Source organism: Methylomarinum vadi (assembly GCF_000733935.1).
In the GTDB taxonomy this organism is placed as follows: domain Bacteria; phylum Pseudomonadota; class Gammaproteobacteria; order Methylococcales; family Methylomonadaceae; genus Methylomarinum; species Methylomarinum vadi.
This window is the reverse complement of record NZ_JPON01000001.1, coordinates 3,043,464-3,067,022: the sequence shown is the minus strand read 5'-3', so window position 1 is coordinate 3,067,022 and position 23,559 is coordinate 3,043,464. Positions and strand designations below refer to the sequence as shown.

Annotated in this window: 23 protein-coding genes; 11 read left to right on the top strand and 12 right to left on the bottom strand. The window is 53.9% G+C overall.

From position 1 onward, the window contains the following. Positions 1–39: 39 nt before the first annotated feature. The 8 genes from prmA (at position 40) to purD (ending at position 8,180) form a co-directional block, all read left to right on the top strand. Complete coding sequence (gene prmA, locus EP25_RS0115260) at positions 40–924, top strand: 50S ribosomal protein L11 methyltransferase (RefSeq protein WP_031434696.1); 885 nt, start codon at positions 40–42, stop codon at positions 922–924. Positions 925–1,077: 153 nt separating this feature from the next. Beyond that, entirely contained in the window at positions 1,078–1,755 is a 678-nt protein-coding gene (locus EP25_RS22575) for a zinc-ribbon and DUF3426 domain-containing protein (RefSeq protein WP_160172742.1), read from the top strand. Between the two features lie 5 nt (positions 1,756–1,760). Continuing rightward, positions 1,761–2,957 carry a class I SAM-dependent rRNA methyltransferase gene (locus EP25_RS0115250; protein ID WP_031434694.1) on the top strand — a complete coding sequence of 399 codons (1,197 nt, stop codon included), beginning with the start codon at positions 1,761–1,763 and terminating at the stop codon, positions 2,955–2,957. A 147-nt stretch (positions 2,958–3,104) separates the two neighbouring features. Then, positions 3,105–3,632, top strand: a complete 528-nt coding sequence (locus EP25_RS0115245) for a hypothetical protein (RefSeq protein WP_031434693.1) — start codon at positions 3,105–3,107, stop codon at positions 3,630–3,632. A gap of 271 nt (positions 3,633–3,903) precedes the next feature. Further along, a complete protein-coding gene (gene dusB / locus EP25_RS0115240) occupies positions 3,904–4,884 on the top strand; it encodes a tRNA dihydrouridine synthase DusB (RefSeq protein WP_031434692.1) in 981 nt (326 codons plus the stop codon). 3 nt (positions 4,885–4,887) lie between these two features. After that, on the top strand, positions 4,888–5,175 hold the full coding sequence (locus tag EP25_RS0115235) for a helix-turn-helix domain-containing protein (protein WP_051906761.1): 288 nt from the start codon (positions 4,888–4,890) through the stop codon (positions 5,173–5,175). A gap of 31 nt (positions 5,176–5,206) precedes the next feature. Further along, positions 5,207–6,766, top strand: a complete 1,560-nt coding sequence (gene purH / locus EP25_RS0115230; protein ID WP_031434690.1) for a bifunctional phosphoribosylaminoimidazolecarboxamide formyltransferase/IMP cyclohydrolase — start codon at positions 5,207–5,209, stop codon at positions 6,764–6,766. A gap of 139 nt (positions 6,767–6,905) precedes the next feature. Further along, a complete protein-coding gene (gene purD / locus EP25_RS0115225; RefSeq protein WP_031434689.1) occupies positions 6,906–8,180 on the top strand; it encodes a phosphoribosylamine--glycine ligase in 1,275 nt (424 codons plus the stop codon). Between the two features lie 13 nt (positions 8,181–8,193). On the opposite strand, the gene EP25_RS0115220 is transcribed toward purD, so the two are convergent. From EP25_RS0115220 to EP25_RS0115190, 7 genes are all read right to left on the bottom strand, one after another. Further along, a complete protein-coding gene (locus EP25_RS0115220) occupies positions 8,194–8,799 on the bottom strand; it encodes an alpha-ketoglutarate-dependent dioxygenase AlkB family protein (protein WP_031434688.1) in 606 nt (201 codons plus the stop codon). Beyond that, complete coding sequence (locus EP25_RS0115215) at positions 8,799–10,973, bottom strand: TonB-dependent receptor plug domain-containing protein (protein ID WP_031434687.1); 2,175 nt, start codon at positions 10,971–10,973, stop codon at positions 8,799–8,801. The genes EP25_RS0115220 and EP25_RS0115215 overlap by 1 nt, the downstream gene beginning before the upstream one ends. A 19-nt stretch (positions 10,974–10,992) precedes the next feature. Next, a complete protein-coding gene (locus EP25_RS0115210; protein ID WP_031434686.1) occupies positions 10,993–13,362 on the bottom strand; it encodes an EAL domain-containing protein in 2,370 nt (789 codons plus the stop codon). Next, positions 13,355–13,804 (bottom strand): YfiR family protein, encoded by a 450-nt coding sequence (locus tag EP25_RS0115205; protein ID WP_235185916.1) that lies wholly within the window; start codon positions 13,802–13,804, stop codon positions 13,355–13,357. Before EP25_RS0115205 ends, EP25_RS0115210 begins: the two co-directional genes overlap by 8 nt. A 186-nt stretch (positions 13,805–13,990) precedes the next feature. Further along, positions 13,991–15,292 (bottom strand): M18 family aminopeptidase, encoded by a 1,302-nt coding sequence (locus EP25_RS0115200; protein WP_031434684.1) that lies wholly within the window; start codon positions 15,290–15,292, stop codon positions 13,991–13,993. Continuing rightward, positions 15,289–15,684, bottom strand: coding sequence for a peptide-methionine (R)-S-oxide reductase MsrB (gene msrB / locus EP25_RS0115195; protein WP_031434683.1), 396 nt, complete (start codon positions 15,682–15,684; stop codon positions 15,289–15,291). Before msrB ends, EP25_RS0115200 begins: the two co-directional genes overlap by 4 nt. Next, a complete protein-coding gene (locus EP25_RS0115190; RefSeq protein WP_031434682.1) occupies positions 15,674–16,201 on the bottom strand; it encodes an O-acetyl-ADP-ribose deacetylase in 528 nt (175 codons plus the stop codon). Before EP25_RS0115190 ends, msrB begins: the two co-directional genes overlap by 11 nt. A 104-nt stretch (positions 16,202–16,305) precedes the next feature. On the opposite strand from EP25_RS0115190, the gene EP25_RS0115185 reads away from it, so the two are divergent. Continuing rightward, a complete protein-coding gene (locus EP25_RS0115185; protein ID WP_031434681.1) occupies positions 16,306–17,004 on the top strand; it encodes a class I SAM-dependent methyltransferase in 699 nt (232 codons plus the stop codon). Here EP25_RS0115185 and EP25_RS0115180 read toward each other — a convergent pair. The 5 genes from EP25_RS0115180 to EP25_RS0115160 are packed head-to-tail and all read right to left on the bottom strand — an operon-like array spanning position 16,988 to position 21,818. Then, a complete protein-coding gene (locus tag EP25_RS0115180; protein ID WP_084191057.1) occupies positions 16,988–18,217 on the bottom strand; it encodes a beta-ketoacyl-ACP synthase in 1,230 nt (409 codons plus the stop codon). The genes EP25_RS0115185 and EP25_RS0115180 overlap by 17 nt on opposite strands. Beyond that, on the bottom strand, positions 18,211–18,936 hold the full coding sequence (gene fabG / locus EP25_RS0115175; RefSeq protein ID WP_031434679.1) for a 3-oxoacyl-ACP reductase FabG: 726 nt from the start codon (positions 18,934–18,936) through the stop codon (positions 18,211–18,213). Before fabG ends, EP25_RS0115180 begins: the two co-directional genes overlap by 7 nt. Before the next feature lie 7 nt (positions 18,937–18,943). Continuing rightward, positions 18,944–19,393 carry an ApeP family dehydratase gene (locus tag EP25_RS0115170; RefSeq protein ID WP_031434678.1) on the bottom strand — a complete coding sequence of 150 codons (450 nt, stop codon included), beginning with the start codon at positions 19,391–19,393 and terminating at the stop codon, positions 18,944–18,946. Then, positions 19,390–20,571, bottom strand: a complete 1,182-nt coding sequence (locus EP25_RS0115165) for a beta-ketoacyl-ACP synthase (protein ID WP_031434677.1) — start codon at positions 20,569–20,571, stop codon at positions 19,390–19,392. The genes EP25_RS0115170 and EP25_RS0115165 overlap by 4 nt, the downstream gene beginning before the upstream one ends. After that, on the bottom strand, positions 20,568–21,818 hold the full coding sequence (locus tag EP25_RS0115160; RefSeq protein ID WP_031434676.1) for an NAD(P)/FAD-dependent oxidoreductase: 1,251 nt from the start codon (positions 21,816–21,818) through the stop codon (positions 20,568–20,570). Before EP25_RS0115160 ends, EP25_RS0115165 begins: the two co-directional genes overlap by 4 nt. Before the next feature lie 170 nt (positions 21,819–21,988). Here EP25_RS0115160 and EP25_RS0115155 point away from each other — a divergent pair, with 170 nt between their 5' ends. Further along, entirely contained in the window at positions 21,989–22,228 is a 240-nt protein-coding gene (locus tag EP25_RS0115155) for an acyl carrier protein (RefSeq protein ID WP_031434675.1), read from the top strand. Beyond that, entirely contained in the window at positions 22,225–23,556 is a 1,332-nt protein-coding gene (locus EP25_RS0115150; RefSeq protein WP_051906758.1) for a hypothetical protein, read from the top strand. The genes EP25_RS0115155 and EP25_RS0115150 overlap by 4 nt, the downstream gene beginning before the upstream one ends. Positions 23,557–23,559 lie beyond the last annotated feature (3 nt).

The following is a 23,559-nucleotide window of genomic DNA, read 5'->3' as shown; positions in this document are numbered from 1 at the left end:
TTCCGCAGAGCGGAAACCCGTCCCTCGATCTATTAAAGCATGACCTGGCATCAATTATCGGTCATCACAGACCAACATACCGCACCGGAATTGTCCGATTTTTTCAGCGACCTGGGCGCCGTCTCCGTCACTTATATGGACGCCGAAGACCGGCCGGTTTACGAGCCAGCGCCCGGGGAAACCCGAATCTGGGAACAGACCAGGGTGATCGCCCTGTTCGAACAGGAGATCGAACCCGAGTTGGTCAAAACGCTGGTTTTTTCCCGATTCGAAGACCAAGAGTTGCAACATTGGCAACAAGAGTTAATCGAGGATCAAACTTGGGAACGGGCCTGGATGGACCATTACAAGCCAATGAAATTCGGCGGGCGCCTATGGGTCTGCCCAACCGGACAAGAGCGGAATGAAGAAGGCTGTGTCTGCATGACGCTGGACCCGGGCCTGGCATTCGGTACCGGCACTCATCCGACTACCGCCCTCTGTCTGGAATGGCTGGCAACCCATCCGCTTCAGGATAAGGTCGTCATCGATTACGGTTGTGGTTCGGGGATTCTGGCAGTTGCGGCCTTGTTATTGGGGGCTCGCGAAGCCCATTGCATCGATATCGATCCACAGGCTCTGGAAGCTACGCAAAGCAACGCCGAAAAAAACGGCGTTCAAGACCGCGTCTTCTGTTATTTACCGGAGCAGTTCAGCGCGCGGGAAAGCGATATCGTGCTGGCCAATATTCTGGCCAAGCCATTGATCGAATTGGCTGCCCCCATCAGTGCCCTCGTGAAACCCGGCGGTCAATTGATATTATCCGGCATTCTCAATGAGCAGGCCGAGGCCGTTGCATCCGCCTATCGCCAGCACGGATTGCATTTCGCCCCCCCTCTTAGCCGAGAAGACTGGAGCCGGCTGGATGGGAACAAGCCTGTTTAAGTAGAGTCATCGTGGGTATTGGCATTGGCTCCTGTCTGGTTGATTTTCTGCTTGGCGCGGAAAATGCAACTGCCGAAAAAACCAGCATTTCCAAAAGCGCGGGTAGGAAGCGATTTACTCGGCATTTTCCCAAGAACAAACCATGCCTATACTATGGCTTTAGCTTTTCAACATTATCGTCCCATGTACACGCAATGCCCGGAATGTAAGACTCAACATAGCATCGATACCGAGCTGCTGCGCACGACCCGCGGCATGTTGAAATGCGACAAATGCGGCGCCATGTTTGATGCGCTCGAATTCATCAGCGACACCCCAATCGACCAATCAATGGAGTCGAAACGGGTTGAATTTTTCCCCGTCGAGGAAGCGACAAGCGGTAAACATAATGCACTCTGGACGGTGGGGCTAGTCATTGGGCTGATGGCTTTGGCGGGACAGTTCTTTTATTTCGAAAGTTACAATCTAAGCCAGAATCCAATCTTGCGCCCTTGGCTAGTGCAAGCTTGCCAGACTTTTTCTTGCAGTTTGCCGGCGTATAAAAACGCCGAGGAAATCAGTATTCTGCAGGGGTCGTTGGAAGCAAGCGGCGCAACCAGCTACCGTTTTAAAGCCATCATCGTCAATCAAGCCGGTTTCAGCCAACCCTTTCCGAATATTCGTCTGACCCTGCTCAACTTTACCGGCGAAGCCTTCGCCGAGAGAGTTTTTACCGCCGACGATTATCGGCCCGCACTCCCTGTATTGGATGCCGATAAAAGCGGCGAAATTATTCTCGACATCGCCGCGCCGGCGCGAAAAATAGGCGGCTACAGTTTCAAATTATTGTAATACCCATGTCTTATCCCGAACTATTCCTGAAAAAACACGAAGACAAACGCCTGCGCAAGGGCCACATGTGGGTATTCAGCAATGAAATCGACACGCGGCGCAGTCTATTGGAGCATTTTTCCGCCGGCGATCTAGTCGTGGTCAAGGACCATGGCGGCAAAGCCTTGGGAACCGCTTACGTCAATCCCAACACGCTGATCGCCGCCCGCCTGCTATCGCGCAAGACCAACCTGAAAATCGGGGCCAAATTCCTGCATGCCCGGCTGAGCGATGCCTTGGCCTTGCGCGAACGCCTGTTCGACAACCCCTATTACCGTTTGGTTTTCGGCGAAAGCGACGGCCTGCCGGGCCTCGTCATCGACCGATTCGGCCCGGTGCTGTCGCTGCAAATCACTACCGCCGGTATAGACAAACTCAAGGATATACTGATCGCCTGCTTGGTCGACTTAGTGGCGCCGGCAGCCATCGTACTGAAAAACGACAGCGGACAGCGGCAACTGGAAGGCTTATCGCAGGAATCGGAAGTCATTTACGGTCGTTTACCGGAGCCCTTGATCATCGAGGAAAACGACGCCCGTTTTTACGTCTCCATCCTGGAAGGCCAGAAAACCGGCTGGTTCTACGACCACCGCCGCAGCCGGGCGATGCTCGCTTCATTGGCGCAGGGCCAAAAAGTCCTGGACCTGTTTGCCTATTCCGGCGCCTGGGGCATACCGGCCGCGCTGGCCGGCGCAACTCAAGTGAGCTGTGTCGACAGTTCCGAATCGGCACTGGCCATCGCGGCCGACAGCGCCAAGTTAAACCGCGTAGACCACAAGATGCATTTCATCCGCAGCGACGCGTTCGAATTTCTGCGCCAAGCTCGGGAGCAAAACGAACGCTATGACCTGATCGTGCTGGATCCGCCGGCGCTGATCAAGCGCAAGAAAGATTTCAAGGCAGGCTACGAAGCCTACCGTCGCCTGAACCATTTGGCCTTGCAAGTTTTGAACAAGAATGGCATTCTGGTCTCCGCCTCTTGTTCGCATCATCTGAGCCGGGACAATTTGCATGAGATCCTGCGTTCGTCGGCCCGCCATATCGATCGCCACGTCGTGTTTTTCGCCGGTGGCGGCCAGGGGCCAGACCATCCCATCCACCCGGCCGTACCGGAAACCGAATACTTGAAGACTTTCTTCTGTTCGGTTTCGGCCAGTTTATAACGCTTTATATGCAATCAATACTTCCCGTCCCATTTCGGCAATCGCCGCCAATTTCCGGGTGCAGCCCCTACCGGCGGAAGACCCAAGGCCCAAAAACAATTACGCTAACGAACAACATAACATCCAACCGCCAACCAAGGAGAAAAAATGAAAGCCTGCGAATCCTGTAACGACCGCGTCAAGATCGGCTGCAACCATAAACAACGTTCGGTGCTGTCCCGCGCCATCGGCCTGTTATTCATCTATTTACCAATTTTGACGCTGCCTTTCGTCATCCTCAGCGCCTACATGACTTATTTCAGCCTGAAGCTGGTAGGCGCCGAAAACGTCAAGACATGGGGAGACTTCCTGCCCGACCGTGCCAGCCACCGCTACGACCTGAAAAGCCAGATCACGATGGAAGGCACCTTCAAACTGAGCCTGGCGCAATCGAAACTTTATTGGATCCTTAACTGCACCTGGTATTGCCCTTACAGCGTCGCCTTGTTCGAATGGCACGCCTACATGGTCAAAGTGGTCGAGAACTGGTGGTGCCCGTTCGGCCATTCGCGTAAAGAGCAATACGACGAAGGCGCGATCGACCAATCGTTCTGGCATATCTACCCGGAAGACAAAATCAAATTGCATGAAGACGATAAAAACAATCCGATCTTCACCGAAAACTCTGAGAAATAACCTCGTGGGGCGGAGTTGTTATCTCTCCGCCGTTTCCACATTGACGCAGACAATCCCGATAAGGGAGGCATCTTCTGATCAAAGAAAACATCCGTTCGTCTTCTACAGCAATTTCTAATTTAGTTGCTGGCATCAAGACTTACACTGCTCGTCGGCAGCCTGACTGGATCCACGAAACAACGCATAAATGGACAAGCCCCGAATTGCTACGCCTTTCCCCGCACCTCCATTTTAGGTAGAATATGCGGCCTTTTCGCAACTGTCCAGACCCATGCAGATTGGCCCCTATCACCTCGCTAACAACTTGATTCTCGCACCGATGGCAGGCGTTAGCGACCGGCCTTTCAGGGACTTGTGCCTGCAATTCGGCGCCGGTCTGACCGTATCGGAAATGGTGACGTCCATTCCGCATCTGCAAGACCACCATAAGACATTGCGAAAAATCGATCACAAAGGCGGCAACGGCTTGCGCTCGGTGCAGATTCTCGGCACCGATCCGGAACAAATGGCCGCTGCGGCCCGCCTCAATGTCGACCGCGGCGCACAGATCATCGACATTAACATGGGTTGTCCGGCCAAAAAGGTCTGTTCGGTTGCCGCCGGTTCGGCATTGATGAAAAATGAAGGACTGGTAGAAAGAATCCTCTCCGTCGTCGTTAATGCCGTCGACGTGCCTGTTACCCTGAAAATCCGTACCGGCTGGAATAAACAGCATCGCAATGCGCTGAGTGTCGCCAAAATCGCCGAAAACTGCGGCATTCAGGCATTGACGATCCATGGCCGCACCCGCGCCTGTAGATTTACCGGCAAGGCGGAATACGACACGATCAGACAAGTCAAACAAGCCGTCTCCATCCCGGTAATCGCCAACGGCGACATCAATTCCGCCGCCAAGGCCAAAGAAGTATTAGCCCATACCGGAGCGGATGGCGTTATGATCGGCCGCGCCGCACAAGGTCGTCCCTGGATTTTCCGGGAAATCCTCAATAGCCGAAACGTAAGCGATAATGACGGCCGGCCTTCGTTGGCAGAGGCTCAATCAATACTTAATAATCATCTTGAAAACTTATACTGCTTCTACGGCAAAATCAGCGGTGTTAAAATAGCAAGAAAACACATCGGTTGGTATTTCGACAACCTGGGCGCTATTCCTCCGGCCCGCAAGCAAGAAATTAACCAGGCGCAACTCCCTTCTGAGCAACTGGCCCTGGTCAATTTATCGTTCACCGACATCACGCACAACGCAGCTTGAATAATGGAAGCATCATCCCAAATTGAAAATGACAGCATTGCTTTAACCCCGGCCAGCGATAACGGCCGACCGCTGTCCGAGCATGTCCGCCTTTCGATTGAAAATTATTTTTCCCAGCTCAACGGCCACGATTCTAGCGGGCTTTATGCGTTGGTCCTGACCGAAGTCGAAAAACCCCTGTTGGAAACCGCCTTGAAACACGCCAATTACAATCAAACCAAAACCGCAAAAATCCTGGGCCTCAGCCGCAGCACCCTGCGCAAAAAGCTCGATCAATACGGAATCAGTTAACATTCTTCCCAATTCCCCTTTTGAGGTTCTAATGAATAAAAAAGTCAACCGCGCCCTGATCAGCGTTTCCGACAAAACCGGAGTTCTTGAATTCTGTCGGGAGCTCGATCAACTGGGCATTGAACTGTTGTCTACCGGCGGTACTGCCAAGTTATTGCAGGACAACAATATTACCGTGACCGAAGTCTCCGATTACACCGGCTTTCCGGAGATGATGGCGGGACGGGTCAAGACTTTGCACCCAAAAGTTCACGGCGGCATTCTCGGCCGCCGCGGCATCGACGATAAGATCATGGCCGCCAACGGTATCAAGGCAATCGACATGGTCGTCGTCAACTTGTACCCATTCGAGCAAACCGTGGCCCGGCCGAGTTGCGATTTGGAAACGGCAATCGAGAATATCGATATAGGAGGGCCGACCATGATCCGTGCGGCGGCCAAAAACCACACCGATGTCGCCGTCGTGGTCGATCCGGAAGACTATGCACCGATCGTGACCGAGTTAAAAGCCAATGACGGTAACCTGTGCCAACAAACCCGTTTCAATTTGGCCCTGAAAAGCTTCGAGCATACCGCCCGTTACGACACCGCGATTTCCGCCTATTTGGGAGGACTCAACCAGCAACGCTTTCCTGGCACACTGAACCTGCAGTTTCACCATCTGCAAACGATGCGCTACGGTGAGAATCCGCATCAGCACGCGGCATTCTACCGGGAAAAAGACCCCGAATCAGGAACGATCTCGGCAGCCAGGCAATTGCAGGGCAAGGATTTATCCTATAACAACATAGCCGATGCCGATGCCGCATTGGAATGCGTCAAGGAATTCAGCGAACAGCCGGCTTGCGTCATCGTCAAACATTCCAATCCGTGCGGCGTGGCCGTCGCCGATTCCATTTACACCGCCTATGACCGTGCCCATGCTACCGATCCAACATCTGCTTTCGGCGGCATCATCGCCTTCAACAGCGAACTGGACGAACAAACCGCCGCCGAAATCATCAAGCGCCAATTCGTCGAAGTGATTATTGCGCCGACCGTCAGCGCCGCGGCGGAAGAGGTATTAGGGGCCAAACAAAATGTCCGTGTGCTGGAATGCGGCATCTGGAACAGCGGGCACTCGCCGGCATGGGATTTCAAACGGGTGTCGGGCGGTTTGTTGGTACAGGACAAGGACCACGGCTGCATCAGCGCCGCCGAAGTCAAAGTCGTCACCCAGCGCGCGCCGAGCGAACAGGAAATGCGCGATTTGCTGTTCAGTTGGAAAGTCGCCAAGTTCGTCAAATCCAATGCCATCGTCTATGCCAAGAACGGCCAGACCATCGGCGTCGGCGCGGGCCAAATGAGCCGGGTCTATTCGGCGAAAATCGCCGGCATCAAGGCGGCCGATGAAGGTCTGGAAGTACCGGGCTCGGTGATGGCGTCGGACGCCTTCTTCCCTTTCCGCGACGGCATCGATGCGGCCGCCGAGGCCGGTATCACTGCAGTTATCCAACCCGGCGGTTCCATGCGCGATGACGAGGTCATCGCTGCCGCCGACGAGCACGGCATTGCCATGGTATTCACCGGCATGCGGCATTTCCGACATTGATCGCGATAACCCGAAAAAACATTTGTAGGATGCGCTGAACAAAGTTAAGCGCATCAAAAAAAAGATTCGCTGATGCGCTTCCTATCGTCATCATCCTACAGTTTATTAGCAACTCCGTATTTACTGTGAAAGAATAATCATGAAAATCCTTATCGTTGGCAGCGGCGGCCGAGAACACGCACTGGCCTGGAAAGCAAAACAATCGCCTCAGGCGGACAAGGTTTTTGTCGCACCGGGTAATGCCGGTACAGCATTGGAAGACGGCATCGAGAATGTCGCCATCGGCTCCGATGACATCCCGTCCCTGCTAAACTTCGCCCAAAAGGAACAGATCGACTTGACCATCGTCGGCCCGGAAGCACCGCTGGTGGCGGGCATCGTGGACCGTTTCCGCGAGGCCGGTCTCGCCTGTTTCGGCCCCACGGCGCAAGCCGCGCAGCTGGAAGGCTCGAAATCGTTCTGCAAGGATTTCATGGCGCGTCACCACATTCCGACCGCCGAATACCAGACCTTTACCAATCCGCAACAGGCTATCGCTTACATTCAAAGCAAGGGTGCGCCTATCGTGGTCAAAGCCGATGGCCTGGCGGCCGGCAAAGGCGTAATCGTCGCCCAAAGCGAGGCCGAGGCCATCGCCGCCGTCGAGGACATGTTATCCGGCAACAGCTTCGGCGAGGCCGGCCACCGCGTCGTCATCGAGGAGTTTCTCGATGGCGAGGAAGCGAGTTTCATCGTCATCGCCGACGGCGAACATGCCCTGCCGATGGCGACCTCGCAGGATCACAAAGCCCGGGATAATGGCGATACCGGCCCCAATACCGGCGGCATGGGCGCCTATTCGCCGGCTCCGGTGGTCACTAATGAAATTTATCAGAAGGTGATGTCTGATGTGATCACCCCAACCTTACAAGGCATGCGCGAAGACGGCCACGAATACTGCGGCTTTCTTTATGCCGGCCTGATGATCGGCAAGGATGGTTCGGTCAAGGTATTGGAATACAATTGCCGTTTCGGCGACCCGGAAACCCAGCCGATCATGATGCGTCTGCAAAGCGACTTGGTGGAATTATGCCTGGCCGCGCTGAATAAGCAATTAGATACAACCGAGACGCAATGGGACAATCGCGTCGCACTGGGCGTTGTGCTGGCGGCCGGCGGCTACCCCAGCAGTTACCGCAAGGGCGACCCGATCAGCGGTCTGCCGCAAGATGAATCAGAGGACAGCAAGGTTTTTCATGCCGGCACCCGGCAGACCCCGCAAGGCGTTGTCACCGCCGGCGGCCGGGTTCTGTGCGCCTGCGCCCTGGGCGACAGTATCGCCGAGGCCCAGGACAAAGCCTACCGGCTGGCGCGGCAAATCAGCTGGGACGATGTTTACTACCGAACCGATATCGGCTTCAAGGCGATCAAATAGATAAGGCGCCCCATCACGTGCCAGGATAAATTCGGCGAAAGGTCAGGTTGATCCTGGCCTTTTTTGGCTGCCGGGTTTTCGGCAGCTCGTGGCGCCAATGATGTTGCAACTCGCCCGCCATCAGCAACAAGTCGCCATGCCCGAGTTCCAGTTCGAGTTTTTGCCGCTGCTTCTTATGGCGGAATCGCATCAGCCGGCGTTCGCCGAAACTCAGCGAGGCGATCAGCGGATTGATGCCCAATTCTTTCTCATCGTCGGCATGGCACCCCATCGAATCCCGCTCGTTTCGATACAAGTTGGCCATGACACTGTTAAATTCCACGGCACAGGCTTTTTCGACATCGGCCTTGATCCGCAGCAAGGTCCCGGTCCACGGCGTGGGGGAATGGTCGGTGCCTGAATAGTGGTAATGCATGCCGGGATCGCCATACCAGCACATCAGACGCGGTACGCCGACCTGACGGCCATATATCAGTATTTGCTCCTGCCGCCAGTCCAGCTCATCCAATAATGTTTGGAAAAAACTGTCGGCCCGCTCCGGTGGATAAAATTCCCTGATAAGATACAACTCCCCATCTATAGGGGCAAGATTTTCGGCATTAAAAAAGAGCCCGGCCATTAAAAATGAACGGCCGCTTCGAAATAAAAACTTTGCCCGGGAATGGGTATGCTGTCGGGATAGGCTGAAATCGCCGGCTCCTTGCCGTCACTGTCGAACAGATTACGCACCGAGGCGGTGACATCGACATGACCGAATAATTTCCTGCCATTCAAAGTGATATCGACCGTTTCATAATCATCCAATACCCTCGAATCGCCCACCGGACTGACCCGGTGTCCGACCCAGTTCAGCTGGGTTTGTAATTGCCATTGTGGAATGAACTTCCACGCCAGCGCCGAATACAATTTATGTTCCGGCACGCCGCTGACCCGGCGATTGAACTCCTTGTTGCGCGCATATTGCCAGGCGTAATTACCGCGAAAATGCCAGTCCTCGTGGAATTGCCAATCCCATTCGAACTCTGAACCCACACCTTGTTGACCTTTGCCATTTGCTACCGTTATTGTAGATTTGCTAGTAAATGCGTTTTCATTACCAATTAAATTGTCAATTTCATAATAAAAAATATTCAGAGCGGTGCGCAGATCTTTAGCCGGCCGATAATCGAAGGCCAGCTCGACGGTTTCGATTTCTTCTGGTTCCAACTCGGAATTGCCAATAAAAAATTGGCTGTTTTGTTGATATTGTTCCAGAAAACTAGGCGCCCGGTAGGCCTGACCATACAATAATTTGGTCGTCAGTTGTTCGTTGATATCCCATACCAACGCAACACGCGGATTGAATGTGCTGCCAAAATCGGAATATTCATCGTAACGAATTCCGGCGGTCAATTGCCAACCGTCGGCGAACTGCCATTCGTCCTGCAAAGCCAGCGACCAGATATCTCTATGGCGATTAGGTAAGAAAGTATTAGGAGTTCCGGTGACCTTTACCATATTACCGGCGATGAATGTCGGAGGATTAAAGGCTAATTGCAACAAATTGGCGCCATCAATGACACCCACTCCGAAATTTCTGCTTTCCTTAGTGACAACGGCCTCGTAACGGTAACCGGCTATGACACGAATCAAGTGATTATTGAATCCTTGATACAGACTGCTCAATTCGACAATGGGCATCCGGTTATCAATACCGATATTAGTGCGCATGCCATCTGGAAACATGACTAAAGCTGCCGGAGAAGAGCCGGGAGCGAAGACAGGATTGCCATCCGTCCCGATTGGCAGCACAGCACCCGCGGGAAAATTATAAATCTGGCTGTCGATTGATGTGGTTAAATAACTCAGATGAGCCTGAAATTCCCAGTCTTCCAAAGCATCCGCTGTGGACAATTTGATATCGGCCAAATAGCTTTCCCCATTTACTTTTCCGCGGTTATCCAGGGCCCCTCCTGCTCCCGCTCGTAGTCCGGCATCCACCTCGCTAAACGCCCAAAAATTGACATCGATGTATTTTCTTTGCAGATTGAGATGGGCATTCCATCTTTCCCCCTGCGTTTGCATCGCTCCCGGCGCCAGCGTAGCCTTAGTGCCAAAAATTTTGTCCAAAGCCGTCTGAGCGTCAGCTTTGATTATCCTATCTTCATCAACACCGTTATTGCTGTATTGCAGACTGGCGGCGATATCCCAACCCTGCCATTTTTTCCCGACTTGCCCCCAGGTGCTGCGTGTGCCCCAGGAACCGCCTCTTCCTCCGACAACGACGCCATCGATATCGGCGGCTTTCTTGGTGATGATATTAATGACCCCCGCGAAAGCGTCGGCGCCATACAAGGCGGATCCGGGCCCGCGGATCACCTCGATGCGCTGTATCGCCTCGACCGGAATTTCCATGCCTTGCATATGACTACCTTTATAAGGCAGTGAATAGCGGCTGCCGTTCATCATAACCAGCACTTCGGTATTGGTAGTATTGGCGATACCCCGCATGGTATAAACATAATCGTTGGTCACCGGCTGTTTACTGACGTGCAACCCCGGTACGGTATCCAGCACTTCGTGCAAATCGGTAGCTCCCATTTCGGTGATCTGTTCGACGGTGATCACGCTGGTCACGGCGGCGGAACGGAAGACCGGCTTGGCGGTGCCGGTGGCGATCGTTACCGGAATGTTGGCCAACTCGGCGGGAGACAAGGCGAAAAAATCGTCCAGGGCTTCCTGGCTATAGCCTAAACCACAGTCTGACAGCAGCAACAGCGAACAACTTAATCGTTTGAGCCTTGTTGAGATCATAAAAAATTAAAAGCCAATATTACAGTTCATCCAATGGCACGGGCTTAGCGATGCCATACCCTTGGGCATAATCCACACCTAGTTCGTCAAGTTTAGCCAGTATTCCGTCATTTTCCACAAATTCGGCGATGGTCTTCTTCCCCATGACATGACCAACCGAATTGATCGATTCCACCATGGCTAAATCGACTTTATCGTCTAGGATATCCTTGACGAAGAGCCCATCGATTTTCAGATAATCTACCGGCAAATTTTTTAAATAGGCAAAGGAAGACAGGCCGCTGCCGAAATCGTCCAGGGAAAAACTGCAACCTTTTTGCCTAAAATGATCGATAAAATGCCTGGCATAGCCCAGATTGCTGATTGCGGCGGTCTCGGTGATTTCGAAACAGATTTTTTGTGTCGGAATTTGCCAATGCCGAAGAGCACGGTCGATATATGCCAACATACTTTCATCCGACAGAGTCAATCCGGACAAATTGACCGAACATAAGGCCACTTTTTCCAAGACTCCAGGCTTTTCGGCCAGCCAAGCAAACAAATTTTCGATCACCCAGCGATCCAGCGAAGCCGCCATATTATAGCGTTCCGCCGCCGGTAGAAACGCACCGGGCGGGACGGCGACTCCCTGCTCGTTACGGTAACGGATCAACGTTTCGAAATGCAATCCTTCCGTCATTTTGCCGACCGGAACGATCAACTGGCCATACAAACAAAAGCGATTATTTTCAATGCCTTGCTGGATTTTTTGCACCCATTGCATTTCTCCCTGGCGTGAGGCCAGTTCTTCGTCATCCGGGCTGAAGACATGCACCCGGTTACGGCCTTTTTCCTTGGCGGCATAACAGGCCGCGTCGGCCATTTTCAACAATTCGACGGCATTGCCGCTGGTACGGTTTATCAACGTCACGCCAATACTGACGCCGACGCTGAAACTTCTATCGTCCCAGCCGAACTGGAAATCGCGCACCACATTACGCAATTTCTCGCTGACATTGATCGCTTGAATCAACGGGCAATCGTACATCAGAATACCGAATTCGTCGCCTCCCAGCCGCGCCAGCACATCATTCTGCCGGATATTTTGTCTTAGCAAATCACCCAACTGCCGCAACAACTCGTCGCCGGCCATGTGACCGCACGTATCGTTGACCACCTTGAATTGGTCCAGATCCAGATAACAAAGCGCATGTTCTCCCTGTAGCTGCCGGGTGCGTTCCACCAGTTTCTGTACATAAGTATCGAACTCCCGGCGGTTGACCAAGCCGGTCAAGGCGTCGTGACGGGCCTGATATTCTATTTTCTCGGTCAAGCGTTTGGTTTCGGTCACGTCTTCGCAAACCAGCAGCATATTGCGCTGGCCTTGATCGTTGGTCAGCAAACGCGCCGACACTCGTCCCCAAATGATGGTGCCGTTATCGCAAATGATCCTGACTTCCTGTTTATAAACCTTGTTGATATTCAATTGGCATAAATCGAACAAAGCCCTGATCGCATTGATATCGTCGGGATGCACAAAGTCATAAATCAAACACCCTTGAACCTGCTCCGCAGTCATATGCAATTGCCTGGCGCCAAAACGGTTGACCGACAATACCAAACCATCCATGTTCAGATAAAACACCATGGTCGGATTATTATCGTAAAGTGCCAAATAGTTGTTTTTGACGCTGACTAAGGCCTTGTTCTGCTGGTCGACGGTCTCGATCATATTATTAAAGGCATCGACCAATACATCTAACTCGTCATCACTGCGTTTGACCGCGCGTAACGAATAATTTTTTTCCCGGCTGATTTTACGGGCGGTGACGGCCAACTTGATGAGCGGTTCGGACACCAGGTTCAGCAGCGGCGCGGTTAGAAAAAAGGTGATCAGAGAGGCTATAAAGAGAATGCCCAAGACCAATCCGATGAATTGAAGTTTACGCCAGAGTAACGGCAGCAAATCGGCAGCGATATAGACGGCGCCGATTTTTTCTCCATCCAATAATACCGGCTCGATAACAAACAGGTCCAGGCGTTCGAAGTGTGTTCGCATCCCTTCGGAGGCTTGAGGGCAAGAGGAGACTTGTTTACGTCCCTCATGCAACGAGGTGAAAACCTTTCCGTCCATGCCATAGAGACAAGCGGCCTCGACTTCGCCGAACTCCTTCAATGCCGCCAAGTTTTCCTGGGCCACGTTAGGATCGTCAAATGACAATGCGGCGGTACTCCGGTTGGCGATCAAACTCGCCATTGCCGTCAAATCGCTATTGGCCTTCGCTTTCAATTCGATGGTTTCGACAATGACTAATAGCAATAACGCCAATAACAGCGACAAAATGCTGGAGAAACTCAGAATCGACAATAATTTCCATTTGATCGACAAATAGCGAAAATGACTAATCATCGCTCTCTCCTTCAACCAATTCCGCAACCTCCATCAGCTTCGCACTAATCTTCAAGCCATTTTTTTTGAATTCCTCCAGATTCACTTGCAGTTTTATCCTGCCATCACGCAGGATAAAACCGATCATGCCGCCCCGTTGAGCAAAAAATGGTTGGCTGCTGACCGTCAAGATGCCATCCAAGGAGCCGTCGGTTAAGAAGGCGGGCAATGGTTCGCCGTCGTCCATATAAAGGATATGACACATTTTGGCTTGATCGATCGTATCGAGCCGTTGTAAACGAATAGGCTTCCCCAGAGCTGTCCTTTGCTCCAACGGCTTCAACAATGCTAGAAATTGATCGGCGCCGAAAATGCACAAATTAAAGGTTTCGCTGTGCTTTTCGGGCCAGGTGATGAATTTGGTGAAATTATACAGATAGGCTGCCTTGATCTTATATTCCAACGCTGGTTGGCTATTAGCCAGGGCCAAAGAGGAAATACAAAAAACTAATACTATCCGTCGAAGCAGCATCAATTTGTTACCCGGCGGATCACCAAGCGCGGTGATCCGGCAACCAGATATCCTTGAATTATGTGAAAAAAATATTATGTAAGACTATAAGCATAGACCATTTCCCGTCATAAGCTATTATCCTGCAAAAAAACAGCGCAATACCTTAATCAAATCAATATGGTCATACACTCCGGCGGATTCTCGTGCGCTATGCATTGCCCACATCGGATTTCCGATATCGACGGTACGAACGCCCAACCTGGCCGATAGCATCGGCCCGATGGTGCTGCCGCAGGCGATATCGGTGCGATGGGAATATTGTTGCCAGCCCACTTCCGCTTGTCGGCACCATTCCATGAACATTGCTTCGGACAAACTTTCCGACGTATAGCGTTGATTGGCGTTGACCTTGATGACCGGCCCCCGGTTGATCATGACCTTATGATCGGGCTCGTAGGCATTGGGAAAATTGGGTTGATAGGCGTGCGCCATATCCGCGCTGATCATGAAACTGCGCGCCAGCGCCCGTTGATAGCCGTCCCGGTCTTCCCCCACGGCGCGCGACATCCTTTCCAACACATCCGGTAAAAAACAGCCGTCCGCCCCCTTGTGACTTTCGCTGCCGATTTCCTCGTGATCGAAAAATGCGCAGACCGATGTAGCCTCCGCATTTAGACTGTTCTCATCGAGTAAGGCGCTCAATCCGGCATGACACGAAGCCAGATTGTCCAGTTGGCTGTCGGCGAAAAATTCCTCGCTCGGCCCCCAAAATACTCCCTTCTGGGTATCGTAAACCTGCAGCTCCCAACTCAATACCCGCTCTTTATCGATGGCGGTTGCCTGCTGCAACAACTGATAAAAATAAGCGGGCGGCAACTGTTCCTCGGCAAAAGTCGTCAACAATAACGGCAGTTCCAGCTGCTTGTTCAGTTTCAAACCCTCGTCGTTGACGTTCCTATTCATGTGGATCGCCAGATTTGGTAGACGCAGCAAAGGCTGGTCGAAGCGGCACAGACGGCTGGCGATAGCCCCATCGTCGGCCTTATAACTGACCCTGCCCGCCAAACTTAAATCGCGATCGGTAAAGGTCGCCAGGATCGGCCCGCCATAAACCTCGACGCCGACCCTGATCACGCCATCGAGCAAACCGATGGCATTCGGCTTGACCCTCAACCCAGGCGAATCGGTATGCGCGCCGAGAATCTTGAAACCGGTATCGCTGAGCGGCTTACTTCCCGCCACGAAGGCGATGATCGAGGAGCCGTCGCGGATAACATAGTACCGGCCGCCGGGCACCAACGACCATTGTTCGGCCTCGTGCAAACGCACGAAATCGAATTGTTGCAAACGCTGTTCTAGCGTCGCGACCGCATGCCAGGGGCTGGGACTGGCATCGATGAAATTGAGTAAGTCCTGCACCTGTTCCTTAGCATTCATGTTCTTTCCTTCAGTTCCAAAGCCGCCGAGTTGATGCAATAACGCAAACCGGTCGGCTCCGGCCCATCCTCGAACACATGTCCCAAATGCGCGCCGCAGGATTGGCAGGTCACTTCCACTCGGCGCATGCCGTGGCTTTCGTCGAGCACCCGATCCAGACTTCGTTCGTTCAACACCTCCCAAAAACTGGGCCAGCCGGAACCGGAATCGTATTTGGCCGAGGAGTCGAACAGCGGATTGCCGCAACAAACACAATGGTAAATGCCGTCTTTCTTGCAATCGGCGTATTTACCGGTAAAGGGCGGCTCGGTTCCCTTCAACCGGCAGATGCTGAATTGTTCGGGCGTCAGTTTTTCCCGCCATTCCTGTTCTGTCGTTTCTTTATCGACCATCTTCAACCTTCCCCTTTGCAAATGCTTCATTGTACGCCGTTAGTGCGGCCTGTCCAAAACAGACCAGATAAACCTTTTCCAGTTCAGGATTGTCGGCGAGAGCGTGTCGCACAGTGTTGATGGCAATAGCTGCAGCCTGATCGACTGGAAAACGATAAACGCCACAGGAAATCGCCGGAAAGGCAATACTTTTCAATCGGTATTGTTGCGCCAGTTTCAGGCTTTCACGGTAACAAGAAGCCAACAATTCGGCCTCGTTGTTTGCGCCTCCCCGCCACACCGGACCGACGGTATGAATGACATATTTGGCGGGCAGGCGATATCCTTGCGTGATCTTGGCCTGACCTGTCGGACAGCCGTTCAGGGTCCGGCATTCTTGCAACAATTCAGGTCCGGCCGCACGATGAATCGCGCCGTCGACACCGCCGCCACCCAGCAACGACGTATTGGCGGCATTGACGATAGCATCGACAGGCAATTGGGTAATATCGGTGTCAATGATTTCAATAGTCCCCATAACGATATTCACCTCATATCTCGTACAATTTTGAATAATTTGCTGATTCGGGTTATGTTTCGACCGTCATACCGACACATCGTCACATTAACCTATCGAATACCATGAGAAAAAATACCCGCTGGGTCAAGGAATCCGCTTTCGGCATTTGGTTTTTAAACTCATCCATTTGGTTAAACCATGTGCTAAAGCTGGCTCTGAACGACCTGGAACGGCTGATGCCGGACAAACAAGAGCGTTATGCGAAACTTTTGGATATCGGCTGCGGCCGGGGCCATTCCCTTAAGTTGCTGGACGAGCGGTTCTCCCCGGAATCTATCAACGCGATAGAAATCGATCCTACCCTATTGCCGGAAGCCATCATGCACGGGCGGCAATGCAGCGCTCGGGTGGCCATCGCGGCGGGCAACGCCGAATGCCTGCCTTATATGGATAACAGTTTCGACCTGTTATTCTGCCACCAAAGCTTTCACCATCTGATTGAGCACGAACAGGCCATGCGCGAATTCTACCGGGTGCTGAAACCTGGTGGCGTCCTGCTGTTCGCCGAATCCTGCCGCAAATTTATCCACTCGCCGGTCATTCGCCTGCTATTCCGCCACCCGATGGACGTACAAAAAACGTCGGAACAATACCTGGCATTGATTCAAGCTACGGGTTTCAGCGTCGCGCCCGAAACCATTTCCAAGCCTTATCTTTGGTGGAGCCGTTGGGATTTGGGCATCTGCGAATTTTTCGGTTTTCATCCATCCCAGCAACGCGAAGAAACGCTGCTCAATCTGGTCGCTACGAAACCCGCCTGAATATCAGCGAGGTATTGATGCCGCCGAAGGCGAAATTGTTACTCATCAGAACCTCGCAATCCAGCCGGCGCACATCCCCCATGATGTAATCGAGCTCGGCGCAAGCGGGATCCACCCGCTGAAGGTTAGCGGTCGGATGAAACCAGCCTTCCCGCATCATCCGTAAAGCAGCCCAAGCCTCAATTACGCCGCAGGCGCCTAGGGTATGCCCCGTATAACTCTTCATCGAACTGATCGGCGTGCGGTCGCCTAACACGGCTAATGTAGCCTGGCTTTCGGCGATGTCGCCCAGTTCGGTGGCGGTACCGTGGGCACTGACATATTCGATCGCCTCCGCCGCCAGGCCAGAATCCTGCAAAGCCAACCGCATCGCCACCTGCATGCTGTCGCTGTCGGGCTGGGTCACATGCAAGGCGTCGCAATTGGTGCCGAAACCGATGATCTCGGCATAAATCTTCGCTCCCCGGCTCAAGGCGTGCTCGCGCTCCTCTAGAATGAAGCTGCCGCCGCCTTCGCCAATCACCAGCCCGTCGCGGTCCTGATCGAACGGACGAGGCGTTTTATCCGGCTCGTCGTTGCGCAGGCTGGTGGCAAACAGGGTATCGAAAACCGCGGCCTGCGAGGCCGACAACTCGTCGCTACCGCCGGCCACCATGATCAATTGCTGACCATGCTTGATCGCCTCATAGGCATAACCGATGCCCTGGCTACTGGAAGTACAGGCACTGGATGTCGGAATGATACGGCCGTTGATGCTGAAATGCAGGCTGATATTGACCGGACAGGTATGCCCCATCATGCGGATATAGGACGTCGCGTTCAGGCTGCCCTTGTCGAAATTCAACAGCATCTTGGTAAAATCGATCAGCCCGTCGAAACTGCCCGAAGAACTGCCGTAGGCGACGCCCACCCGGCCGCTGCGCAGGATCGGATCGTCCAGCAAACCGGCATCGAGCAACGCCAGCTCCGTCGCATAAGTGCCTAGCATCGCCACCCGCCCCATGCCGCGCACCTGTTTGCGGGTATAATGCTCGGGCCTAGAAAAATCGACCGGCGCGGCCAAGCGGGTATTGAGACCGTTATACTTGTCCCAATCGGCCATGTGCCTGATGCCAGTAATCTGCGTCTTCAGTTTTTTCGCGACCGTATCCCAATCGTTGCCCAACGGCGTGAGAGCAGCCATCCCTGTCACCACGACCCGTTTCATCAGCATAATCCTCCGTTGACCGAGATCACTTGGCGGGTGATATAGGCGGCATCCTCCGACAGCAGAAACGCCACCGTCGCGGCCACTTCCCTGGCGGCGCCGACCCGCCTCATTGGAATCATTTTCTTGATCTCGTCCAGCGGCAAATTTTCCACCATTTCGGTATCGATCAGTCCCGGCGCGACGCAATTGACCGTAATATTGCGCTTGGCCAGCTCCAGCGCCAACGCCTTGGTGGCGCCGATGATGCCGGCCTTGGCCGCGCTGTAGTTGACCTGGCCGCGATTGCCGATCATTCCCGACACGGAGGACAGCGTCACGATGCGTCCCGGCTTGCGCCGCCGGATCATCGGCATGATTAGCGGATTCAGCACATTGTAAAAGCCGTCCAGATTGGTATGCACGACACTGTCCCATTCCTCGCCGCTCATCGCCGGGAAGGCGTTGTCGGCGCTGATGCCGGCATTGCAGACCACGCCATAATAGGCGCCATAAGCCTCGATATCGTCGCTCAAAACCTGCGCGCATTGCTCGCGGTCGGCCAAATCGAATTGCAGCACCCGGGATTGCCGGCCCATCTCCCGCAACTGCGTCGTCACCTGTTCCGCTTCGTCGCGGCGACTCCGACAATGCACCACCACATCGAAACCCTGACGTCCCAAATACAAGGCTACGGCCTTGCCGATACCGCGACTGGAGCCAGTCACCAATATTGTTTCATTCATTTTCTATTCAATCGGTTATTACCCGGTTCACCGCGGAATCGGGTTGATACACATTCAGTTTGGCCGACGCCGCAATGCCATCAGCCTCGATACGGCAATCGAACACGCCCAGCCCCTGGTCCTGGATCACATGCCGAACGCCGACCGTCAGAACCGTTCCTACCGCAAACCGGTCCACATTGGATTCATAACGCCGGGTCCCCAACAAAAAGCCCAAATTGATCGCCTTGCCGGCCAGCCTCCGCTTCATGCCGCCCAAGGCCGCCACCGTTTGCGCCATGTATTCTATGCCCAGCCAGGCCGGGACCGAGCCTTCGTCGCCGAACAACCCGTCTGCGCGCACGATCACCTCTGCGACCATCTTTTCCGGCTCGAATTCAATTACCCGCTCCAGCAACACCATGTTACCGGCATGGGGAACCAGTTCCTCGACGCTGAATTGCCGCCAGTCCGTCATGTCCGGGAAACGATAATGGAAATATTGTTGCCACCGAAAGCAAAGGAATTGCTCTGGCAATGATTGATGCGCCGGCCCAACGTTTGCCCGGCCTGGACAAAATTCAACGCCGGCAACGAATCGTCCAGCTCGTCGTCGCTGCTATTCGGTAATAATAGCCCTTGCTCATCGTCACTGGTCAACAGCAACCAACACAGCCCCAACTCCAGCGCGGCGGCGGCGCCCAAGGCATGGCCGGTCATGCCTTTCGTAGAACTGACCGCGATCTGCCTGCCGAAAACCTTATCGACGGCCTTGCTTTCCATGGCATCGTTCAACGGCGTGGCTGTGCCGTGCAGGTTTATATAATCGATTTGCTCAGGCCGCATGTCCGCCTCGGCCAAAGCCATTTCCATCGCCCCGATCACCGACCCGCCCTCGGGATCGGGCGCGGAGAAATGATAGGCATCGCTGCTGGCGCCGATACCGCTCAAACGCACCGGCCCTTCGTCCCGGCTCAGAACAAACAAACCCGCCGCCTCGGCCAGATTGATGCCGTCCCGATGCTGGCCGAAGGGTTTACAATGCCCCGCCGACACCGATTCCAGCGCGCCGAACCCGGTCACGGTAAAGCGACACAGGCTGTCGGCGCCGCCGACGATGACGGCATCGCAAAGCCCTAACGCCAACAAACGGCGCGCCGAGGCGAACGCCCGCCCGCTGGAGGAACAGGCCGTCGACACGGCGTAAGCGGGACCTTGCAACTCCAATAAATGGGCGAGAAAATCGGCACCACCTGCAAACTGTTGCTGCTTGTAATGGAACCAGTTTGGTTTGGGCCTGCCAGCAGCAACTTCGGCCAGCGCCAACTCGGTATTTCTGACGCCAGAAGTGCTCGTCCCTATCACGACGCCAACCCGCTCCGGTCCATACTTGGCGATCATCGCGTCCACCGTCGGCCGAATCTGATTCAGCGCCGCCAGCAACAAGCGGTTGTTGCGGCAATCATAAACGGCGAATTTCGCTTCGATTTTCGGCAAATCGCCTTGTACCTCGCCGACAAACACTTCCTGTCCCGGCGAATAGCGCTCGGTTTTGACCAATCCCGAGCGGTCGCCGGCCACTAATCGACGCAAGATTTCATTCTTTTCGCTGCCCGCCGCGCACAGCAAGCCCAGGTCATTCAAAAACAAGGTCATAGCCATCCCGGCTCGCGGCATAACTCGACCAGGGTCTTCAGGCGCAGGCGGTGGTTTTTGACATAGGGGTTGCTCTCGTCCCAGACATAGCCGGCCAGAATCGAACAGATCATCTGTTTGATATTGTTCTTCTGCTCGGCCTGTTTCAAGTGCGGATAAAACACGATATCCTGAAATCCTCCGTCATACCAGGCACTGACAAAAGTTCGGAATGTCTCTACGCCCTGTTGCAGCGGCTCGGCGAATTCACTCCGCCAATCAACTTGCTCGCCCTTGAATTGGCGGTCCAATACTGCGGCGGCCAGGCTGGCTGATTTCATCGCGATCGTGACGCCGGAGGAGAACACCGGATCGAGAAATTCGCCAGCATTGCCCAACAAGGCAAAGCCGTTGCCGTGCAAACTTTTGACATTGGCGCTGTAGCCGCCAAGACTGCTCACCGGGGTATCGAACACGGCATTATGCAACAGAGCTGACAGCCCAGGCTCTTCGGCGACAAAGCGCTGCAACATCGTTTCATTATCTAGTCCGGGCTGATTGAATATCTCCGGTTTACCGACCACGCCGAGACTGCACCGGCCGTTACTGAACGGAATCAACCAAAACCAGACATCGTGCATCCGCGGATGTACGATGATTCGGATCAGATTCCGATCGTATCCTGGATCGTCGATGCGGTCTTCCAGATGCGTGAACAAGGCTTGCCGGAATGGAAAAGCGGAAGGCTTTTCCAGTTCCAGCAAACGCGGCAATACTCTGCCGAAACCGCTGGCATCGAGAACGAAGTCGACACTTAAATCAAACTGCTCGCCGTTTTCATCGCGGATCGTTAGTACCGGTTTTGTGCTGAAATCGGCCGCGACCACCTCCTGCCGCCAGCGGATGCCGACGCCCATTTCTTGCGCTTGTTCTGCCAGTAAGGCATCGAAACGATCGCGCTGTACCTGAAAAGTGGTATCGAAACCGGGCGTAAATTTATCGGCGAAGCAAAATTCGGAATACTTGTCTTGATGCAAAAAAGCCGCGCCGGTTTTCAATTGGAACCCGGCCTCCCTGACCGCTTCCAGCATGCCGGCCTCGGCGATGAATTCCATGCACTGCGGTAACAGGCTCTCGCCGATACAAAATCGGGGAAAAGCGTCCCTCTCGACGATAGTCACCCGGTGCCCTTTCTTGCTCAGCAGCGCTCCTGCAATGCTGCCGGCAGGTCCCGCACCGATAATGACGACGTTGCCTCTCTCAGCCATGTTGCCGGCCTACCTGCCTGTCCATATTCATATTGCAAAAAATCTCTAAAAAGTCGCAGCGGACTCTGTTGTAATGCCGCCCGAGTAAAAATCGGCCGGTCCGATTGGTGGTGACTATTGTAGCCGCAATCGGCTATCATTGGCCGCCATAAGTATAACTTACCAAGACCATGAAAAAGAAACTACGCGACTTTATCTTTCAGGAACTGGTGTTCGTGGCCGAACCGGAGCTCTTCGGCGATGACGACGACTTGTTGGAAGCCGGCCTCGACAGCATGGGTATCATGCGCTTGATCATGTACATAGAAAACGAGTTCGGCGTCACTCTGCCCGATACCGAAATCGAACCGGATAACGTCCAATCCTTTAACGCCCTGGAGCAATGGATTTTACGGCATAAAAGCACATGAGCGCTGATAAACAGGCTATTCTCGAACGGCTCAATCCCGCCGATAGTTTTACTCTGGCCATGGACGACGAAATCCGCCGCGACGGCCTGGCCGGCAGTTACGGCTGTTTTGCCCTGGAATTAAGTAAAACGCCGAATATCGAGGAACTCAAACGGCGCATCGAAGAATTCGCCGAACGTTTCCCGGTGGCGCAGGCGAGTCTTCGGCAAATCGGCCGCCGCTTTTACTGGTGCAGACGCGAAGAGGCGCCGCCGTTATTTTTCCATCATCGGTGTCCGGAAGATCAGGAAGAAGCCGGATTCCAGCGCGCCACGATCGACCTTATCGTCAACGAAAAATTGGCACGGGAAAGCACTCCGCCGATCGAATTTCATCTGCTGACGGGACCTCGGCAAAACACCCTTTTCACCCGTTGGCTACATCCCTTCTGCGACGCTCGCGGCGCCGATTTGATCCTCAAGTTTTTGTGCACAGCCGATGCTGAACAGCGATCCGCTTTCGGCCAGCCGCTCGGCGAACCGTTGGTGTATGCGCAATTAGCCAAATACCGTTGGTGGCAAAAAATAGCGTTGTTGTGGAAAGGCAAGCGCTATATCGACAACCTGGACCGATTGGAAAGCATTCAGCCTTTCGATTGCGACAGGCCCCGGCAACGGTTGAACTATTCATTGCACAGGCTGAGCGAAGCGCAAACCGAACAGGTGCTTAAACTGGCGAGAGAATCGGTCGGCCTGACCGGCACCAGTCTTTACTACATCGGTTGTTTGATGCGCGCCCTGGAAAGACTGCATCCCGACCGTGACGGCGAGGCCTATTGCGTACCCTACGCCTTCAACCTGCGCAAGCAACGTGCCCTGGCGCCGGTAACCGGGAATCATGTCTGCGCCTTATTCGCCCAGGCGCCGCGCGACATCGTTAAAGACCGTTCGCGAATTTTCGAACACTTGAAACGACAAAACGCCGAGGTCATTCGCAAACAGCAGGATTACGCCTTTCTGCCCTTGATGTGGGCCGGCAGTTGGCTGTCCTTGCCCGAGTACGGCAAGACCCTGCGCCTGTCTTACGGCTCTGGCAAGGAACGCAGCTCGTTCTGGTTTTCCGATATCGGACGGCTGGACATAGCCCCTGGTAGTTTTCCGGGGGCCGAAATCAGCAATGTGTTTCATGTCTGCCAAATGACGACGCCGCCGGGGCTGGCATTTTTGAGCTGCATCTTTCAGGGCCGATTGACATTAAGCTATAACTTCGTCGAACCGATTGCCGACAGCGCACTCATCGAACGATTGCACCAGCTGATGCTGGAGGAGCTGTTGGGGCAAACCTCGTAAAGG

What these genes read in the sequence shown, in the direction of transcription:
- EP25_RS0115160 (WP_031434676.1), bottom strand. Translation starts at nt 21,818, where the DNA reads ATGGCTGAGAGAGGCAACGTCGTCATTATCGGTGCGGGACCTGCCGGC.
- EP25_RS22575 (WP_160172742.1), top strand. Translation starts at nt 1,078, where the DNA reads ATGGCTTTAGCTTTTCAACATTATCGTCCCATGTACACGCAATGCCCG.
- EP25_RS0115250 (WP_031434694.1), top strand. Translation starts at nt 1,761, where the DNA reads ATGTCTTATCCCGAACTATTCCTGAAAAAACACGAAGACAAACGCCTG.
- EP25_RS0115180 (WP_084191057.1), bottom strand. Translation starts at nt 18,217, where the DNA reads ATGCTGATGAAACGGGTCGTGGTGACAGGGATGGCTGCTCTCACGCCG.
- EP25_RS0115190 (WP_031434682.1), bottom strand. Translation starts at nt 16,201, where the DNA reads ATGGGGACTATTGAAATCATTGACACCGATATTACCCAATTGCCTGTC.
- EP25_RS0115150 (WP_051906758.1), top strand. Translation starts at nt 22,225, where the DNA reads ATGAGCGCTGATAAACAGGCTATTCTCGAACGGCTCAATCCCGCCGAT.
- EP25_RS0115165 (WP_031434677.1), bottom strand. Translation starts at nt 20,571, where the DNA reads ATGACCTTGTTTTTGAATGACCTGGGCTTGCTGTGCGCGGCGGGCAGC.
- EP25_RS0115235 (WP_051906761.1), top strand. Translation starts at nt 4,888, where the DNA reads ATGGAAGCATCATCCCAAATTGAAAATGACAGCATTGCTTTAACCCCG.
- purH (WP_031434690.1), top strand. Translation starts at nt 5,207, where the DNA reads ATGAATAAAAAAGTCAACCGCGCCCTGATCAGCGTTTCCGACAAAACC.
- dusB (WP_031434692.1), top strand. Translation starts at nt 3,904, where the DNA reads ATGCAGATTGGCCCCTATCACCTCGCTAACAACTTGATTCTCGCACCG.
- EP25_RS0115170 (WP_031434678.1), bottom strand. Translation starts at nt 19,393, where the DNA reads ATGACGGACTGGCGGCAATTCAGCGTCGAGGAACTGGTTCCCCATGCC.
- EP25_RS0115185 (WP_031434681.1), top strand. Translation starts at nt 16,306, where the DNA reads ATGAGAAAAAATACCCGCTGGGTCAAGGAATCCGCTTTCGGCATTTGG.
- EP25_RS0115245 (WP_031434693.1), top strand. Translation starts at nt 3,105, where the DNA reads ATGAAAGCCTGCGAATCCTGTAACGACCGCGTCAAGATCGGCTGCAAC.
- EP25_RS0115210 (WP_031434686.1), bottom strand. Translation starts at nt 13,362, where the DNA reads ATGATTAGTCATTTTCGCTATTTGTCGATCAAATGGAAATTATTGTCG.
- EP25_RS0115155 (WP_031434675.1), top strand. Translation starts at nt 21,989, where the DNA reads ATGAAAAAGAAACTACGCGACTTTATCTTTCAGGAACTGGTGTTCGTG.
- msrB (WP_031434683.1), bottom strand. Translation starts at nt 15,684, where the DNA reads ATGGTCGATAAAGAAACGACAGAACAGGAATGGCGGGAAAAACTGACG.
- purD (WP_031434689.1), top strand. Translation starts at nt 6,906, where the DNA reads ATGAAAATCCTTATCGTTGGCAGCGGCGGCCGAGAACACGCACTGGCC.
- EP25_RS0115200 (WP_031434684.1), bottom strand. Translation starts at nt 15,292, where the DNA reads ATGAATGCTAAGGAACAGGTGCAGGACTTACTCAATTTCATCGATGCC.
- fabG (WP_031434679.1), bottom strand. Translation starts at nt 18,936, where the DNA reads ATGAATGAAACAATATTGGTGACTGGCTCCAGTCGCGGTATCGGCAAG.
- EP25_RS0115215 (WP_031434687.1), bottom strand. Translation starts at nt 10,973, where the DNA reads ATGATCTCAACAAGGCTCAAACGATTAAGTTGTTCGCTGTTGCTGCTG.
- EP25_RS0115220 (WP_031434688.1), bottom strand. Translation starts at nt 8,799, where the DNA reads ATGGCCGGGCTCTTTTTTAATGCCGAAAATCTTGCCCCTATAGATGGG.
- prmA (WP_031434696.1), top strand. Translation starts at nt 40, where the DNA reads ATGACCTGGCATCAATTATCGGTCATCACAGACCAACATACCGCACCG.